14 protein-coding genes are annotated in these 16,779 nt (G+C 63.1%); 6 read left to right on the plus strand and 8 right to left on the minus strand.

Annotated elements, in window-relative coordinates:
- Positions 1-47: 47 nt before the first annotated feature.
- The 5 genes from AB4Y31_RS21335 to AB4Y31_RS21355 form a co-directional block, all read right to left on the minus strand.
- Positions 48-1,736 carry a phospholipase C gene (locus AB4Y31_RS21335; protein WP_368675665.1) on the minus strand — a complete coding sequence of 563 codons (1,689 nt, stop codon included), beginning with the start codon at positions 1,734-1,736 and terminating at the stop codon, positions 48-50.
- A 304-nt stretch (positions 1,737-2,040) separates the two neighbouring features.
- Positions 2,041-3,219: a porin gene (locus AB4Y31_RS21340; RefSeq protein WP_368675937.1), complete on the minus strand. Its 1,179-nt coding sequence runs from the start codon at positions 3,217-3,219 to the stop codon at positions 2,041-2,043.
- A 298-nt stretch (positions 3,220-3,517) separates the two neighbouring features.
- Entirely contained in the window at positions 3,518-4,438 is a 921-nt protein-coding gene (locus AB4Y31_RS21345; RefSeq protein WP_368675666.1) for a YihY/virulence factor BrkB family protein, read from the minus strand.
- A gap of 104 nt (positions 4,439-4,542) precedes the next feature.
- Positions 4,543-5,424 (minus strand): LysR family transcriptional regulator, encoded by an 882-nt coding sequence (locus AB4Y31_RS21350; protein WP_018444305.1) that lies wholly within the window; start codon positions 5,422-5,424, stop codon positions 4,543-4,545.
- A gap of 434 nt (positions 5,425-5,858) precedes the next feature.
- A complete protein-coding gene (locus AB4Y31_RS21355; protein ID WP_368675667.1) occupies positions 5,859-6,923 on the minus strand; it encodes a LacI family DNA-binding transcriptional regulator in 1,065 nt (354 codons plus the stop codon).
- Positions 6,924-7,172: 249 nt separating this feature from the next.
- On the opposite strand from AB4Y31_RS21355, the gene AB4Y31_RS21360 reads away from it, so the two are divergent.
- Both AB4Y31_RS21360 and AB4Y31_RS21365 read left to right on the plus strand, forming a co-directional pair.
- Positions 7,173-8,513, plus strand: a complete 1,341-nt coding sequence (locus AB4Y31_RS21360) for an MFS transporter (RefSeq protein ID WP_368675668.1) — start codon at positions 7,173-7,175, stop codon at positions 8,511-8,513.
- A gap of 19 nt (positions 8,514-8,532) precedes the next feature.
- Positions 8,533-9,480, plus strand: coding sequence for a dihydrodipicolinate synthase family protein (locus AB4Y31_RS21365; protein WP_368675669.1), 948 nt, complete (start codon positions 8,533-8,535; stop codon positions 9,478-9,480).
- A gap of 30 nt (positions 9,481-9,510) precedes the next feature.
- Here AB4Y31_RS21365 and AB4Y31_RS21370 read toward each other — a convergent pair whose 3' ends face one another.
- From AB4Y31_RS21370 to AB4Y31_RS21380, 3 genes are read right to left on the minus strand one after another with little or no spacing between them, the layout of a single operon-like run.
- Positions 9,511-10,188, minus strand: a complete 678-nt coding sequence (locus AB4Y31_RS21370; RefSeq protein WP_368675670.1) for a DUF1028 domain-containing protein — start codon at positions 10,186-10,188, stop codon at positions 9,511-9,513.
- A 10-nt stretch (positions 10,189-10,198) separates the two neighbouring features.
- A complete protein-coding gene (locus AB4Y31_RS21375; protein ID WP_018444299.1) occupies positions 10,199-10,630 on the minus strand; it encodes a RidA family protein in 432 nt (143 codons plus the stop codon).
- On the minus strand, positions 10,630-11,994 hold the full coding sequence (locus AB4Y31_RS21380; protein WP_368675671.1) for a flavin-containing monooxygenase: 1,365 nt from the start codon (positions 11,992-11,994) through the stop codon (positions 10,630-10,632). The genes AB4Y31_RS21375 and AB4Y31_RS21380 overlap by 1 nt, the downstream gene beginning before the upstream one ends.
- Positions 11,995-12,248: 254 nt before the next feature.
- Between AB4Y31_RS21380 and AB4Y31_RS21385 the strand changes: the two genes are divergently transcribed.
- From AB4Y31_RS21385 to AB4Y31_RS21400, 4 genes are all read left to right on the plus strand, one after another.
- The gene (locus tag AB4Y31_RS21385) at positions 12,249-13,169 is read left to right on the plus strand and encodes a LysR family transcriptional regulator (RefSeq protein WP_368675672.1); all 921 of its coding nucleotides are present in this window, start codon (positions 12,249-12,251) and stop codon (positions 13,167-13,169) included.
- 121 nt (positions 13,170-13,290) lie between these two features.
- Positions 13,291-14,442: an SRPBCC family protein gene (locus AB4Y31_RS21390; protein WP_368675673.1), complete on the plus strand. Its 1,152-nt coding sequence runs from the start codon at positions 13,291-13,293 to the stop codon at positions 14,440-14,442.
- Positions 14,443-14,486: 44 nt separating this feature from the next.
- Positions 14,487-15,692 carry an ABC transporter ATP-binding protein gene (locus AB4Y31_RS21395; RefSeq protein WP_368675674.1) on the plus strand — a complete coding sequence of 402 codons (1,206 nt, stop codon included), beginning with the start codon at positions 14,487-14,489 and terminating at the stop codon, positions 15,690-15,692.
- A 2-nt stretch (positions 15,693-15,694) separates the two neighbouring features.
- Positions 15,695-16,747 (plus strand): ABC transporter substrate-binding protein, encoded by a 1,053-nt coding sequence (locus AB4Y31_RS21400; protein WP_368675675.1) that lies wholly within the window; start codon positions 15,695-15,697, stop codon positions 16,745-16,747.
- Positions 16,748-16,779: the final 32 nt, after the last annotated feature.

Genomic DNA, 16,779 nt, shown 5'->3' on the forward strand with positions numbered 1-16,779 from the left:
GCTAGCCATCTAGTGGAACAACTTCATCAGTGCCGCGGCACCGCGCTTCAAATCCCGGCTTCCGAATCGACGGGCACGCCCGTGTTCGGATCGAGATAGAGCTTCGCCGACTCGCCATGCTCTTCGTCGCGGCGATTGAACTCGAACATGCCCATGACGCTGCCCGCGCTGGCGTCGAACGAGCCGCCGCCGATGCGCTCGCTGTCGAGCCAGTTGTCTTCGATAAAGCGAACGACGGACGACTGATCGATGAGCGTATGGTCGATGTGGTTGTGCTTCGCCCACGGCGAAATCACGAGGAACGGAATGCGCGTGCCCGGACCGCAACGGCCGTTGACGGGCTTGCCGTTCAGGCCGGCCGGCGCCGTGCCCGAGCCGCAGATGCCGTTGCCGTTGAGCTGGTCGGCGACGGAATCGAAGGAGGCGCTCGTCGGCAACGCGTAAGCGTGGTCGTACCAACCGTCGGAGTCATCCCACGTCACGATGACGGCCGTATCGCGCCATTCCCGTTGCTGTTGCAGGAAGTTGAGAACCTTGACGACGAAGGCCTGCTCGTCGAGCGGATCGGAGTAGCCCGCATGGCCGTCCTGATAGGCGGGCGCCTTCAGGAAGCTGACCGACGGAAAATTCCCGGCGCGCACGGCGGCGAAGAAGTCATCGATGTCGTACTGGTGATTGGCCGGATCGAGCGTCTTGCTGTGCGGGTCGTAGGTATGACCGATGGCCTTCACCGAGCTCGGACGCAAGTGCTGCGGGTTCGACGTCGACGCGTAGTACTGGAACCAGTTGTGGTGCGGAATGTAGTCGGCCGTTGCCGAGCCGACCACCGTCGAGAACGTGCTGCGCTGGCAGTTCGTCGTGCCGTTGGCGTTCGTCGTCTGCAGGTTGAAGCCGCCCATGAACCCGCCCCACGAGATGTCGCGCGCGTTCAGCAAATCGCCGATGTTCTTGCCCGTCATCAAGGCCTGGTCAGTCTTGCTCGAGCAGACGTCGTTGGCGGGATCGACGTCGTTGATCATCGTGAAGCCGCCCTGACCGTCGTTGACGTAGTAGGAGCCAGGCGCCGACGGTTTCTTCGTCGTCAAGACCGGCTTCATACCGTTCGTCTGTCCCGCGATGACCTCGAGCGCGCCGGGCGTCGAGGGACCGTAGGTCGACGTGTAGGCGTTGTCGCTCATCGCATAGTGCTGCGCGTAATTCCAGAGCGCGGTCACGGTGTTGCCGTCGTAGTAGCCCATGACCTGACCGTTCGTGCCGAATGCGCCGGCCCCGCCGCTCGAGCCGCGGCCCGTGTATTTCGGAAAGAGGTCGGCCGCGCCGTTGTCATTCGCTTGTTCTTCGGCCGTATAGGCGTGGTTCTGGTCAGCCGTGGCCGCTTGCGAACGGTCGAGGCGGAACGGGTTCGTCGCGCCCGTGCCGTTGGCCGGATTCGTCGCGTTCGGGTTGTCCGTCAACAATGCGCCGGAGAGACCGTTGCCGCTCGGCGTGCCGGCGGCGGCCGTGAAGCTCGGCTCTCCGGTCGGGTTGGCCGCGTGCGGGTACGTCGCGAAGTAGTGATCGTAAGAAACGTTCTCGTTGAAGATCACGACAAGGTGCTTGATGGGCGTTGCCGTACGGACCGCTTCCGCATGCGAATCCGAATGGCCGTTGTCGTGGTCGTCGCTCGCGCTCCACGCGACCGTGGACGCAAGCGCGATGGCCGAAAGGGAAAGAAGAGCAATCTGGCGCCGAAGCATTGGGGGGCTCCTGGTTATTGGTAACCGCGGCGCCCGCGCGACACAGATCGACCCCGCATGAACGGATCTCAATCTGGCGAAGGAGGGCTATGCGGTGGGTGATGTGAAGCGCACGTATTCCATCATGCGTAGATGAACGCTAAGGGAAGGAAAGCTTTCTGTTCGTTTACGAGTCGTGCGCCGGGCAACGGAGCGCGTCGATGACGGCGAAAAAAAACCAGCCGAAGGACTGGCCTTCGGCTGGCTCGGTGCTGCTTTCGAAGTGCAGCTTTCGAAGCGTTGCTTCGGACTGCTTAGCGCATCGTCAGAACTTGTGGCGCAGGCCCAGGCTGACGAGGGTTTGGTTCGACGTGCCGGCGTAGCCGTACGAGCCGACCGATGCTTGAGCCGCCACCTTGCCGCCCGTGCCGTCGCCCGTATCGCCGCTTGCATGCTGCCACGCACCGACCAGATACACGTCCGTGCGCTTCGACAGGTTATAGTCGGCGCCGGCGGAAACTTGGTGATACGTCGCCGATGTGTCGCCGCTCGACTTCGTGTAGCTATAGCCGAGGCCCAAGAGCAGTGCCGGCGTTGCCTGGTAGTTCAGGAAGCCTTGGCCCGTGTTGTACTTCTCGGTCGTATGGAACGCGGAGAATCCATCAGCCTTGTACTGCGCGTTGCTGTAGCCCGCGCCGAACGTGAATGCACCCAACGTGTACTGCGCAGCCACTCGAGCGATGCCGATCGACTTCGCCGTGGCATAACCGCTGTTAACCGGGCCATCGAACGTGCCGTCAGACGTTGACGATACCGCTGCCGATCCCGTCGACGTCCACGTGGTGCGCGCCGCGCTGTTCGCGTTGTCGGTCAGCAAATAGCCGGCCGCAACGCCAATCGGGCCGTTGTTGTAAGCTGCCGCAAACGACCAGGTTTGGCCACTGCTCGTCTTGCCGGCCACGCCGCCAAGCGCGTACAAAGCTTCGACCTGGAAGCCGGCATACGTCGGCGACGTGTACTTGATCGCGTTGTTGACGCGGAAGCTGTTATCGTAGTTGTCGACGTCACCCGCCGTAGCAAAGACGCTGCCGAAGTAGTTGTCGGCGGTGATACCTTGCACGAGGTCGATGAGCGGATCGTACTGACGGCCGAGCGTCACCGTACCGAACTGATTGCTCTGCAGGCCGACGAAGGCTTGACGGCCGAATTCGCGCTGACCCTGACCGAGCTTGCCGTTGCCCGGATCGAAGCCGTTTTCCAACTGGAAGATCGTGGCGAGGCCGCCACCGAGATCTTCTTGGCCCTTCAAGCCCCAGCGCGTGCCCGACAGGTCACCCGAGTTGCTGTTGCTGACCGACCACTGATTCTTGCCGCCGTCGGCATGGTTCACATACGTGATCGACGTATCGATGATGCCGTACAGCGTCACGCTGCTTTGCGCGTGCGCCACTCCAGCTGCACCGATAAGCGCGAGCGAGAGGCTCGACAAAGCGATTTTTTTCATCATTTCTCCACGCGGATGAGTTATGAGTTTGTTGCGGAACGCAGAATAGCTCAACGCCCTCGAGACGACGAACGGAAAAAATAAAGTGTCTCGAAAAGGTAACAACGCGTTGCGCGGCGCTGGACAACGGTCTGCCGGTTATCTCGATTGACGGTGGCCTGAGTCGATGGCTCGCTTTATTTCATATTCGGAAATAGCTAATTAGTACCGCTGCAATAATGCATTCTTTGCATCCCTTTTGGGCTCGATGTCCCATTCAGGTGCGCGCGCACCGCTGAATGCGCAATGAACTGACGATTCAATGCGCCGAGTGCGGGCCGCCGTGCGCGTGTTCGGTGCGTGCCGCTGATCGGGCGTGCGTTCGCCCGCGCGCCGCGGCGTATTCCGCTCCGAAAAGCAGCACCGCCGCAGAAAAGTAAAGCCACATCAACAGCACGGCCAGCGAGCCGGCCGCCCCGAATGCGTTGGCCATGCCGGCATGGGCGAGATAAATCGCGAAGAGCTTCTTGCCGCCGGAAAAAAGCACGGCGGCGAGGATTCCTCCGACGATCGCATCGCGCCAGGCGACATAGGCGTCGGGCAGGAACTTGAGCAGCGCAGCGAACGACAGCGAGAGTACGGCAAGGCCGAACGCAAGTTGCAGCGCGTCTCCGACGATCACATAAGTCGAGTTGCCCCAAAGCCATGTCCCGATGTAGGTGATGAACGTATCGAGCACGAGCGAGACGATGGCGAGAAACGCCACACCGAGCACGAGACCGAACGAAATGAGGCGAATCTTGACGAGCGTGAGTACGCTTGCGAAGCGGCCGCCCGCGCTTTGCGGCCATATGATGGAGAGCGCGGTGTTGAGCGAGGCGAACGTGGCGGAGGCACCGAACGCCAACGCGATGAAAGAGACGAATGCGGCGAAGCCCCCCGTGTCGCTATGCTTGCGCGAGTTGATGACGATCATCTGAACGGCGGCGGCCGCCTGATCGCCGATCAACTGGTGCGCATCCTGGTAAATCTGTCCTCGTATCGCGTCCGTTCCGAAGAACCACCCGGCGACGGCGATGACCATCACGAGCATTGGCGCCAACGAGAACGCGGAATAAAAGGCGATGCCCGCCGCCATCGTCGAGCAGCGATGTTGACTGAAACGCATAACGGCATCCACGAAGCGCGCGCCTTCTCGACGCGTCGCACCGAAGAACGTTCGCAGCGCGATGGCGGGCATCTATCGCCTCCAAACCCATGCTCGGTTGCGTCGATGAGGGAGATGCAGAACACGTGCCTGTTTGGGCTGCCACGCCGTTTGATCGGGTGGCGCGTCAGCGCCATTCAGGTCTCGATGCCTTTCATTGCGTCGCGCACGAAGGAGACGAAGCGGTCGGTCACGGCGTCCTCGCGTGCCGACGGCCACGCGAGCCCGACGCGCCATGTCGCCGGCCTGCCGTGCAGCGGCAGTATCGTCGCGTCGCGCAGCAGATGTTGCGCGCGCGAAGGAACGAATGCGATGCCGACCCCGGCCGCGACCGACGTCAGCACCGACTGAATATCCTCAGCCTGCTGCGTGACGTTCGGCACGAAGCGGTGCTCGCCGCACCAGCGATCGATCTGCGCGGCGAGTCCCGGGCCGCGCGAACGCGAGAGCGCAATAAAGCCGATTTCATTGAGCGTGCCGAGGTCCGATGGCAGCCGCTTGTAGCGAAGCTGAGGAGGGATGGCCAACGCGAGCGATTCGTCCATCACCTTGAACGACGAAAGCCCTTCTCCGACCGGCAGGCGCAAGAAGCCCGCGTCGAGCTTGCGCGAAAGGAGCCGGCGCGTTTGCTCGGCCGACGAGAGATCGCTCAGCGTAATCGCAACGCCGGGATGTTGACGCCGGAAATCGGAGATGAGCTTCGGCACGAGCGTGAGCACGGAGATGCAGATGCCGACGCGCAGATGGCCGCGGCGGCCGCTGCTCGCTTCGCGGGCTCGCACGAGCACTTCCTCCGCATCGTGAACGAGCGCCTGCGCATCGGGCAGGAATTCCTCGCCGAACGGCGTCAGCTCGGCGCCGTGCCGTCCCCGTTCGAAGAGCTTGCCGCCGAGGCTCGCCTCGAGCGCGCCGATCTGCTTGCTGAGCGCCGGCTGGCTCATATGGAGCGCATCGGCGGCACGGCTGAAATGGCGCAGTTCGGCCACGGTCAGGAACGTCTTTAGCAGTCGGATTTCCATTCTATGCGGTGATCGAAACGGTAGAAACATTCATTTTACTTATCGATCGCCGCGACGTTCAATGACTGCATGCAGTCTCACTGACACCCCACGAAATGTCCTCTCGAACGATTTTCAATGCGGCAGCAGCGGCTGGTGCGGTCATGGAACCGACAGCCGAAAGCGGCGACGCCGCTCCTCCTCGCGAGGACCGCGTCGATTCGCGCCGCGACTCGCCGCGTCGGCGCAGCTACGCGCAATCCGCAGGGCAGGCGCAATCCGATACATGCCAGGCAATGGGCTCCATCGCGGTGAGCTTTGCTGTCGTCAGTCGTAGCCGATGGCCGCGTTGAAGCCGGTCGCGCGGACTCGTCGTTCGAGCCGCATATTCGGACGGTAAAGGCAATTTACTGCGCTGGCCCGCCCCGCCCCGCATCGCGAGGCGAGGAAAGTCGTCAGGCTCGATGGCAGGGTCCCGTTGAATCGCGAACTCTCAGTTCCGCAGGTACTTCGTGGCCTGCGACATCGGAGCCGCCCGCCAGGAGGTCGAGCAGCGCGGAAGCCGCGGTTCTTCCGATTGCGTCCGTGTCGACCCACATCGTCGTCAGCGAGGGGCGCAGCTCGCGGGCGAGCGCGATATCGTCGAAGCCCGTTATCGATAGCTGCCGAGGCACCTCGATCCCGAGCGCCTGCGCTTCGAGCAGTGCGCCGACAGCGAGGTTGTCGTTACCGCAGATGACGGCCGTCGGCCGAGCGGTCGAGCTATCCCATATCGCCCTCAGGCTTTGCCGGCCGAACTCGATCGTCGCCGGACCTTCGCGCAAATTCGTGGGCCGAACGGCGAGCCCTTGCGTCGCGAGCGCCTCATGGATCCCTCGCAGGCGTGCCTGCACGCGATCGTTATCGGCCGACGGTTGCACGATCACGGCGAAGTCGCGATGCCCGAGCGCGAGCAAGTGCTCCGTCATGGCGGCGAATGCCGCGCGATTGTCGAAACCGATGCAGCAATGCGGACTGCCTTCGCGATACGCATAGGTGACGACATAGGGCACGCCGCGATTCGTCAGGAGTTCGAACAGTTCGGGCGGATGCGCCTCGCCCACCACCGATACGGCCTCGACGCCGCGCGCGAGCATCGCGCCGACTTGGGTGAGCGCTTGCGCGGGATCGTAGTTCGAGCAGCCGAGAAAAAGCGTGATGCCGTGCTCGGCCATCACCGTCTGCATGCCGGCAACCTGGGATGCGAACACATGGTTGTCGAGCGTCGGGATAATCGCGCCGACGATATGGGTGCGAGTCGATGCGAGCGCGCGGCCCGCGGCATTGGGAATCCAGTTCAGTGCTCGCGCTGCATCGCGCACGCGCTGTTGGACTTCGGCCGAGACCTTGCCGGGATCGTTATAGACGCGCGAGACGGTGGCGGTGGATACACCGGCCAACTTCGCGACATCGCTGAGCACCGGGCGCCCCGTGCCGCGGCGCTCGCGCATCACGGCGGTGTCCGCGGTGTCATGGAGCATCGTGGTTTACCCTCGATTGGAGCAGTGGGCCTTGCATAACGAGCGATGCCTGTGAGAATGTAAGCGCTGACAGCGCGCCGATCGCTGCGATTATGCCAGTAATGCGGTGCGCTGTATCCCCGCATGTTCCACGAGATTCCCAGCAGCTGGCCGTTCGCTGTTTGCTTATGTAAGCGGTTACACGCAGCACAACATCAGCGCTGCGCCACCAGGGACAGGCCAGACGATCAATACATGGAGACAACGTCGATGAAAGAGACCTCATCCGAGCCAAGCGCGTCGCCGCGCATTCGCCGCGCGCAGCGCGTGGCGCTTGCGTTGTTGGTAGTGAGCGGCGCCGTCAACTATCTCGATCGCGGCACGCTTGCGGTCGCGAATGCTTCGATTCGCGGCGATCTCGGATTATCGATGGGGCAGATGGGCGTCTTGCTGTCGGCGTTCTCGTGGAGCTACGCACTCTGCCAGTTGCCGATGGGCGGGCTGGCCGACCGTGTCGGTCCGCGCCGGCTGCTCGGCGCAGGCTTGATTCTCTGGTCGCTTGCTCAGGCCGCCGGCGGCCTCGTGGCGACGTTCGGCTGGTTCATCATCGCGCGCATCGCACTCGGTATCGGCGAAGCCCCGCAGTTCCCCTCGGCCGCGCGCGTCGTCAGCAATTGGTTTCCGCTGCGCGAGCGCGGAACGCCGACCGGCATCTTCAACGCGGCGTCGCCGCTCGGCACCGCGCTTGCGCCGCTCGTGCTTTCGATCCTCGTCGTCTCGTTCAGCTGGCGCTGGGCATTCATCGCAACCGGCGCGGCAGGCCTCGTCGTCGCACTCGTCTGGTTCGCGCTTTACCGCGACCCGGTGCGCTCGCGGCTTTCCGTCGACGAGTGCCGCTACCTCGATGCGGGTGCCGAGCAGGGTGTCACTGCGCCCAAAGTGACTTTCGCGGACTGGCGCGAACTGTTCTCGCACGTCACGACATGGGGCATGTTGATCGGCTTTTTCGGCTCGGTTTACCTCAACTGGGTCTATCTGACCTGGCTGCCGGCCTATTTGACGACGGAGCGTCACATGAGCCTGCTGCGCACGGGCTTCGCCGCGTCGGTCCCGTTCTTCTGCGGATTCATCGGCGCGCTGTCCGCGGGCTGGTTTTCGGACTTGATCACGCGCGGCAGTCGCAACGCCGTCGCGAGCCGGCGCAACGCGGCGGTGGTCGCCATGCTCGGCATGGTCGCCTTCACGATCCCCGCGGCGCTCGCGCAAAGCAATACCGTGGCGATCGCCTGCATTTCGGTCGTCATTTTCCTGGCCAACGCGGCGTCAGCGTGCTCGTGGGCGCTCGCGACGGCCGCCGCTCCGTCGAACCGCGTTGCTTCGCTCGGCTCGATTCAGAACTTCGGCGGCTTTATCGGCGGTTCGCTTGCGCCGATCGTCACCGGCTTCATCGCGCAAAGGTGGTCGTTCGTCCCGGCGCTGCTCACGGCGGCCGCGATTGCGTTCATCGGCGCGATGGCCTATCTGCTGCTCGTCAGAAAGCCGATCCCCGAGCACTCTGCGCATGCCGCGGCCGCCGCGCCGTCGGGCGAAGCGCCCGCTGCCCAATCTTGAAAGATCAAAGGAGGATGTGATGGTCCATGCAGTGCAGTCCGGCAAATCGATCGAAGGCATCGTGCCGGTCATGCTGACGCCGTTCGACGATAGCGGCGCAATCGACTACGCCGGACTCGAGCGGCTCATCGAATGGTATCTGCAGCACGGCACGGACGCGCTCTTCGCCGTCGCGCAATCGAGCGAGATGCAATTCCTCAGTCTCAGTGAGCGCTATCAGTTGGCGCGGTTCGTCGTCGATCGCGTAGCCGGCCGCGTGCCCGTCGTCGTGTCGGGCCATATCAGCCACGCGCTCGATGCGCAGGTCGAGGAGTTGACGGTGGCCGCGGAGTCGGGGGCGCAGGGGATCGTCCTTGTCACGAACCGTCTCGATCCGCACCGGCAGGGAAGCGCGACGTTTCTCGCGAATTTGAAACAGCTGCTCTCGCGCCTGCCGTCCGATGTCCCGCTCGGCCTTTACGAATGTCCCGCACCTTATCGCCGGCTGTTGAGCGACGACGAATTGAAAGCCTGTATCGATACAGGCCGCTTCGTCATGCTGAAGGACGTGAGCTGCGATCTGGAAACGGTGAAGCGGCGCGTTGCGCTCGCGCGCGGCTCTACGCTGAAGATTCTCAACGCCAACGCGGCGATCGCCTGGGACGCAATGAAGGCGGGTTCAGCGGGATTCAACGGGGTATTCACGAACTTTCACCCCGATCTCTATCAATGGCTGCGCACGCGGAGCGCGACTGCCCCCGCTCTGGCCGAGGAACTGTCGGCATTCCTCGTCGTCGCGGCGGTATCCGAAGCGCTCGGCTATCCGGCGCTCGCGAAGATGTATCACCAGCGCATCGGCACATTCCAGTCGATTCGTTGTCGCGCGATCGACTATGACGTCCGCGAACGCTTCTGGGCGCTGGACGCCGTGCTCGACAAGATCGTGGCCGGCACGGAGCAGTTTCGCGCACGCATCGCGGCGTTGTAGCGCCCGCCGTGCCGCATGCGGCTCGATCGTTCACTCGTCGCCCGGCACTCCGTAGCTCGGGGCCGCGGTCGGGTTGAGCGCGCGCACGACGTAATCGTGCATCTGCGGCCGGTAGGCTTGCCATAGCGCGTCGAGTCGGGCGATCGGGTCGTCGTCCGCCCAGTCGACGCGCAGATCGACGATCGGCCAGATCGGTGTGTCGACGATTTCGAGCGCAGCCGAATGCACGGGTCCCGCTTCGCCGCCGGCTTCGACCGCTGCGTGCATGGCCGCTATCAGCCGATCGGCGAGCGCGCCTTGTGTCTGCTCGAACGCTTTCACCATCGCATCGATCACGTGTCGATCGGCAAGCAGGTTGCCCGCCGCGACACACTGATCGCCGGCCACGGCGTGGTGCACGCCGAGTGCTTCCTTGCCGGTGAACATCGCGGTTCGGCCTTGACTGTCGACCACCGTCACCTGTCGGTACTCGCTCCATTCGCTCTCGCTCAACGCTCGTTCGAGCGCCGCATCGGGCCCGATCCGCTCGTGTTCCAGCAGATCGAGAATACGCGGGCCGAGCGCGGGCAACGTGACATTCTGCGTCGCCACCGCGCCGACGCCCGCGCGCGCCCACGGACACCGCGCGCCTACCGCGATACTCGACGAACTGATGGCGATGCCGAGCTGGCCCGTTTCCCGGCAACGTCCGACGATCGAGAATGTCATGATCGATTCCTTACCCTTGAGCCGGGTTCCAGTTATCCGGAATCACCGCGATGACGTCGATCTCCATCAGCCACTGCGGCTGCCCGAGCGCGCTCACGACGAGCCCCGTCGAAATCGGGTAGACGCCCTTCAGCCACTTGCCGATTTCCTGATACACCGGCTCGCGATAGCGTGGGTCGATGAGGTAGGTGGTCGTCTTGACGATGTGCGAGAGGTCGCTGCCTGCTTCTTCCAGCAGTTGCTTGACGTTTTTCATCGCCTGCTCGGCTTGCGCGCGAGGATCGCCAAGCCCGATCAGGTTGCCGTCGAAATCGGTGCCGACCTGACCGCGTACATAGACGGTGTTGCCCGCGCGGACGGCCTGACACAGATCGTTGTCGAGCGACTGATTCGGGTAGGTGTCTTTCGTATTGAACATGCGGATTCGAGTATGCGTCGGCATCAATTCACTCCTATTTCGTTGGCTCGATGCGAATGCGATGCGCTGCCGTCGCACTCGGCGCCGCTCGAGTCGGCGGTACGCGCGTTGCCTGCCTCCTGCCGGCGCTGCGACGCGTCGTGATACGAGAGGTAGCGGCGCTGCGTGGCGATGTGATCGGCGATGCGCTTCGCGTCGTGCCAGACGCCCCAGATGAACGACGATCCGCGATGCGACAGGTAGGGCAAGCCGAGGAAATACAGACCGGGCTCCTTCGAGACGCCGCGCAGATGTCGGGGCTTGCCTTTTTCGTCGAATGTATCGACGTGCAGCCAACCGAAGTCGATCGAATAACCGGTCGCCCAGATGATCGTGTTCACGCCCGCCTTCGTCAGGTCGAGTTCGGCGAGCGGATGCGTCACGCATTCCGGATCGGGGGGGATGACGCGCGCATCCGGATCTTCCGGCAGATCGATGCCGTTACGAATGACATATGCATCGGCCGCGTCGAGCAGGGACATCAGATTGTCGTCGCCGCGCTTCAAATTCGCGGCGAGGTCCTGCTCGAACGTCGCGATGCCGTTCTCGAACGATTTCGTCGTACCGACGAGCATCATGCCCTGGTGCGCGAGCCCGCGGAAATCGATTGTCTTGCCGCCGTACGCGCCGCTCACCGCGATCGTCACGTGCTCGCGCCCCGGACCGGCGGCTTCCTTGTCCCATTCGCCGAGCACGCCGAGCCACCAGCAGAAATCGCGATTGCGGTAAGCGCGCGGCGGACGATCGTGTGCGCCGACCGACAAATAGACCCTGCGGCCCGCGCGCAAAAGCTCGTCCGCGATCTGGACGCCCGACGAACCCGCGCCGACCACGAGCACGGCGCCCTCGGGCAATTGCGCGGGATTGCGATAGTCGGCCGAATGAAGTTGAGTGAGGCTCGCATCCCGCGGCGCGATCGGCGGAACGACCGGACGCTGGAACGGCCCCGTCGCGACGACCACGCGATTGGCCTCGATCGTGCCGTCGGAGGTTTCGACCGTAAAGCCCGGCCTGCCGGTTTGCCGAACGACGCTCGTCACTTCGACGCCAGTGCGAATCGGCGCGTTGAACTTGCGCGCATAGGTCTCGAAGTAATCGGCGACCTGATCCTTCGTCGCGAAGGCGTCGGGATCGAGGCCTTCGAATTCCATGCCGGGAAAGCGGTCGTGCCAGGCCGGGCCGTTGGCGACGAGCGAATCCCAGCGGCACGTGCGCCAGCGCTCCGCGATACGGTCGCGCTCCAGCACGAGATGCGGCACGGCCAGCCGGGTCAGATGTTCGCTCATCGCCACGCCAGCCTGACCGGCCCCCACGACGAGCGTATCGATCGACGATTTGTCAGCCGTCATGGCTGTCTCCTTCGGAAAAGCAGTCGGGTTCAGATCCGTCTTCCTCGACGCATCCGTCATCGAGGCGCGCCGACGATCGCTTCGCTCGAGCTGGCAAGCAGCGCGTCATGATTTGCCCGACCGCGTTCGGACAGAATCTACGCTCCGTCGCGGCTACGGAAAAATATATTTAAAAAATGCTTTGCATCGCTTTTCTCTATGCAAACGCCCGATTGGAGAGCGACAATGGGCCGGACAGGCCAAGGAGGGCGCAGATGGACGGCAACTCGGTGCGGTATTCGTTGCGTCAGCTACGGTATTTCGTCGTCACGGCGGAGACGCTTTCTTTTACCGCCGCGGCGAGGCGGCTGCACATTTCTCAGCCATCGATATCGACGGCGCTTGCCGATCTGGAGGAGTCGTTCGGTGTGCAGCTCTTCGTCCGCCACCACGCGAGCGGCCTTTCCCTCACGCAACCGGGCCGCGATCTGCTCGGCCACGCACGCAACCTGTTGAAGAACGCGGAAGAGCTGCAATTGGCGGCGAAAGAAATGGACGGCGGGATGTCGGGCTCGATCTCGCTGGGTTGCATGGTATCGCTTGCCCCGCCGCTGATGCCCGGGATCATCAGCCGCTTCGTGCAGGACCACTCGGCGATCACCTTTCGCACTACCGAGGGCCATCAGGACACGCTGCTGAACGGACTGCGCGACGGCTCGCTCGATATCGCGCTGACGTACAGTCTCGATATCAGCGACGGCATCGCGTTTACCCCACTTCTTTCTCTGCCGCCTTATGCAATTCTGCCCAAGACGCACCGCCTTGCACGGGCGCGCAAGGTGTCATTGGCCGATCTGCTTTCGGAGCCGTACGTGATGTTGGACCTTCCGCATAGCCGGGAGTACTTCTCGGCGCTCTTCGATGCGGTCGGCAGCCGTCCGACCGCGGCCTTCCGTTCTTCACAGCCGGAAGTCGTGCGTGGCATGGTGGCCAATGGGTTGGGCTACAGCATTTTGAACTTCCCGCTGAAGTCGAGCCGAACCGTCGACGGGGAAGACTTCGTCATTAAGCGTTTCAAGGAGAACGTCAATGCAACGAACCTTGGCATTGCATTGCCGAGCGCCGTGAAGCCGCGTGAGGTCGTCAAGCGCTTCTCGACGTTTTGCGAGAGCTACATCCGCCGTTTGCACGTCTGACGGGCTCCGGAGGCTCCGCATAGGCTCGGCCTATTCAATGCATCCAAAAACAATATTTTACCTAGTAATTTGGATTGTTAGATTGGTGCTCATCGCATGCACGCACCGCCAGGAGGCCCGCATGGCAGCCTTTCCTCTTTCGCCGGACGCTGGATTCGACCTTGTCCGCGCCTTGCGCGAAAACTGCGAGCGCCCGTTCGAGGATGCGCGAGCGATGCCGCCTGGCGTTTATACGTCGGAAGCGTTCCTGACGCTCGAGCAGCGTGATTTGTTTGAACACGAGTGGTTGTGCGTGGGCCGGGTGAGCGCGCTCGCTCAGAGCGGCGACTACCTGACGGCGCGCATCGGCGACCAGCCGGTGGTCGTGCTGCGCGATACGGACGGCGCGTTGCGTGCGCTTTCGAACGTCTGCCTGCATCGAATGTCGGTGCTGCTCGAAGGGCGCGGCAACGTGCATCGCATCGTATGCCCGTATCACGCCTGGAACTACACACTCGACGGCAAGCTTGCCGGCGCCCCGTTGATGGATCGCCAGCCGGGCTTTTGCAAAGAGCATTACGCGCTGCCCGCCGTCCGCTGCGAAACGTGGCAAGGCTGGATCTATGTGACGCTGAACGAGCATGCGCCGCCCGTGTCCGCCCACCTCGCCGAGCTGAGCGCGCTCATCGAACCGTACGGCATGACCGATTACGTCGAGACTTTCCATGAAGAGCATGTGTGGGACACCAACTGGAAGATCCTCGCGGAAAACTTCATGGAAAGCTATCACCTGCCGATGCTGCATCGCGCGACCGTCGGTCCGCACTCGAAGCTCGACGAAATGGAGTGCCCGCCAGGCCACCGGGCGTTCAACTATCACTGGATCACCAAGGAAGCGACGCTGCCGATCGGCAACGCGCATCCGGCCAACCAGCGCCTGCAAGGCCATTGGCGCCGCACGACTGCACTGCTCGCGATCTATCCGACGCATCTCGTCACGCTCACCCCCGGCTACTTCTGGTATCTGATACTGCAACCGATGGGCGTAGGGAAAGTGCATATTCGATTCGGCGGCGGACTCGCGCCGGAATTCATCGACGATCCTAAAGCCACCGACTACATGGCGACGTTGAAGACACTGCTCGACGAAGTGAACGCCGAAGACCGGCGCGGTGTCGAGGCGGTGTTTCGCGGTGTGCACGCGCCGCTCGCCAAGCCGGGCCGCCTGAGCCCGCTGGAGCGGCCTAACTACGACTTCGCGCGCTACCTCGCGGGCCGCCTTGGCGCAATGTGACAACGTCGCCGCGTATGAACAGCCAACAAACCGCCGACCTTCTCATGTCAAGCGATCCGTTCATTTCTTTCTCGGGCGTCAGCAAGTCGTATGACGGCGTAGCGAACGTCGTCGAAGGGCTCGACCTCGACGTTGCGCGAGGCGAGTTCGTGTCGTTGCTCGGGCCGTCCGGCTCGGGCAAGACGACGACGCTGATGATGCTCGCGGGATTCGAATCGCCGACGCGCGGCGAGATTCGCCTCGCCGGCAAGCGTCTGGACAATAAGCCGCCGCATCAGCGCGACATCGGGATGGTGTTCCAGAACTACGCGCTGTTCCCTCACATGACGATCGCCGAGAACGTGGCGTTTCCGTTGTCCGTGCGAAAGATTGCCCGCGGCGAGCAGAAGACGCGCGTTAAGCGCGCGCTCGAGATGGTGGAGCTGTCGCATCTGGCGGGACGGCGGCCGGCGCAGTTATCGGGCGGCCAGCAGCAGCGCGTCGCGCTTGCCCGTGCGCTCGTCTTCGAGCCTAGCGTGGTGCTGATGGACGAGCCGCTCGGTGCGCTCGACAAGCGGCTGCGCGAAAGCATGCAGTACGAAATCATGAGGCTTCATCGTGAGCTCTCGCTCACGATCGTCTATGTGACGCACGACCAGAACGAAGCATTGACGATGTCGGATCGGGTCGCCGTGTTTTCCGACGGACGCATTCAGCAGGCCGCCACGCCGACGGAGCTCTACGAGAACGCGGCCAATGCGTTCGTGGCGAACTTCGTTGGCGAGAACAACGGACTGACCGGCCGCGTCCTCGTGGGCGACGGCGAATGGGCCGCACTGCAACTGCGCGACGGCAGCACGGTATATGGTCGTGTGGGCGCGGGGCTCGCCACCGGCGATACCGCGATGCTCGCGTTGCGCCCGGAGCGCGCGCATATCGCGGCGACGCCCGAAGCCACCCAGGAAGCGGCACGGCAGAGCATGAACATCGTGCAGGCGCTCGTCGAGGAACTCGTCTATTGCGGCGACCATCACCGCGTGCATCTGAAGCTCGGCCATGGCGAAACCGTCGTGGTCAAGGTGCCGAACACCGAGCGCCACGATCTGCCCGCGCTCGGCAGTCAAACGGCCGTCACCTGGCGCCGCGACGACTGCAAGGTGCTGCCCGCCGCGGCGGCCACGCCGCATGCCGCCGCATCGACCGACGGCGCCGACTACTCCGCTGCTTCCGCTTCCTCACCCGCCTCGCCACTCATCGCAGGAGCCAACTAGAAATGAAAACTATCCCGTCATTCCGGACCACCGTCGCAACCTGCGCGTTTGGTTTATTTGCCGCGGTCGCGGCTCATGCGGCCGAGACCATTTCCGTCGTGACTTTCGGCGGTGCCTATGAAGCCGCCGCGAAAAAGGCCTGGTTCGAGCCGTTCACGGCGAAGACCGGCGACCAGTTCGCGACCGAATCGTACGACGGCGGCCTCGCCAAACTGCAGGCGATGGAACAAGCGAAGAATCCGACCTGGGATCTTATCGATCTCGAAACCAACGATGCGATCACCGCCTGCGACGAAGGCCTGATCGCAAAGTTCGACAAGAAGTTGCTGGGTAACACCAGCGATTTCCTGCCGGGCTCGATAAGCGACTGCGCGGTCGCGGCGATGGTGTGGTCCACCGTTTATGCGTACGACGCGAGCAAGCTGAAGAGCGCGCCGACGACCATCAACGATTTCTTCGATTTGAAGAAATATCCCGGCAAGCGCGGAATGCGCAAGTCACCGAAGGTGGCCATGGAGTGGGCGCTGATCGCGGACGGCGTGGCCCCGAAGGATGTCTATAAAGTACTCGGAACGTCTGCCGGCGTCGATCGTGCGTTCAAGAAACTCGACACCATCAAGTCGAGCATCGTTTGGTGGGAGGCGGGTGCGCAGGCGCCGCAGCTTCTTGCCGACGGTGCGGTCGTGATGACGCAGGCTTATAACGGTCGCATCGACAATGCAGTGCATCAGGACAAGAAGCCGTTCAAGATTGTCTGGGATGCGCAGGTTTACGACTACGAATGGTGGGCGGTGGTCAACGGCGCAAAGCATGCCGATGCGGCGCAGAAGTTCATCATCTCGTCCTCGACGCCCCAGGCGTATGCCGACCTGTCGAAGTACATCGCCTATGCGCCGCCGCGCAAGGACGCTATTGCCCTCATCGACAAGGCGCGCCTCAATGATCTGCCGACGGCGCCGGACAACTTCAAGCGTCCGCTGCAGATCGATGCAACGTTCTGGGCGGACAACGCCGATGCGATCAACAAGCGGTTTCAGAACTGGCTGACGCAATAAGGCAGTCACGTCCGCCGGAAAAAATCGTGATC

Source organism: Trinickia sp. EG282A (assembly GCF_040965455.1).
GTDB classification, from domain to species: Bacteria; Pseudomonadota; Gammaproteobacteria; order Burkholderiales; family Burkholderiaceae; genus Trinickia; species Trinickia symbiotica.